This is a genomic window from Streptomyces sp. SID12501, from assembly GCF_010550245.1.
Lineage (GTDB): Bacteria > Actinomycetota > Actinomycetes > Streptomycetales > Streptomycetaceae > Streptomyces.
Map to the genome: position 1 here is coordinate 1 of NZ_JAAGLU010000387.1, position 535 is coordinate 535.

Below are 535 nucleotides of genomic sequence, written 5' to 3' on the forward strand. Positions count from 1 at the left end.
GGGCGATCCCGGCGGCCAGGCCGGCGACGAGCGAGCGGGCGGCGGGGTCCCCGTCGGGTTCGTCCGCGCAGTTCACGGCGTCCCAGGCGAGGGCGCGGGCCTGTTCGAGGCGGACCAGCATGTCGGCGCACAGGTGCTTGACGCCCTGAAACCGTCCGATGGGCCGGCCGAACTGCACGCGCTGCGCGGCGTAGGACGCGGCGTCGTCGAACGCGCACTGCGCCAGGCCGAGGCAGGTCGCGGAGATGACGAGGCGCTCGAACTCGAAGTTGCGCATGAGCTGCTTGAAGCCGTTGCCCTTGACGCCGACCAGGCAGCTCTCGGGCAGCGTGACGTCGTCGAGGAAGATCTCGCAGCTGTCGGAGATGTGCCACACGATCTTGTCGAGCTGGTTGGTGGTCAGGCCCGGGGCGTCCATCGGCACGAGGTACATCGAGATCGCGTGGCGCTTGTCCTCGACCTCGGGGTTGCGGGCCATGAGCAGCAGGTACTTGGACTGCAGCGCGTTGGTGATGAGCGTCTTGGTGCCCTTGAA

General features: G+C 68.6%; 1 protein-coding gene. It reads right to left on the reverse strand.

What is annotated here, in order from left to right; translation table 11 throughout:
• A partial coding sequence (locus G3I71_RS46370; protein ID WP_239149785.1) for an acyl-CoA dehydrogenase family protein occupies positions 1-535 on the reverse strand: 535 nt, incomplete at both ends.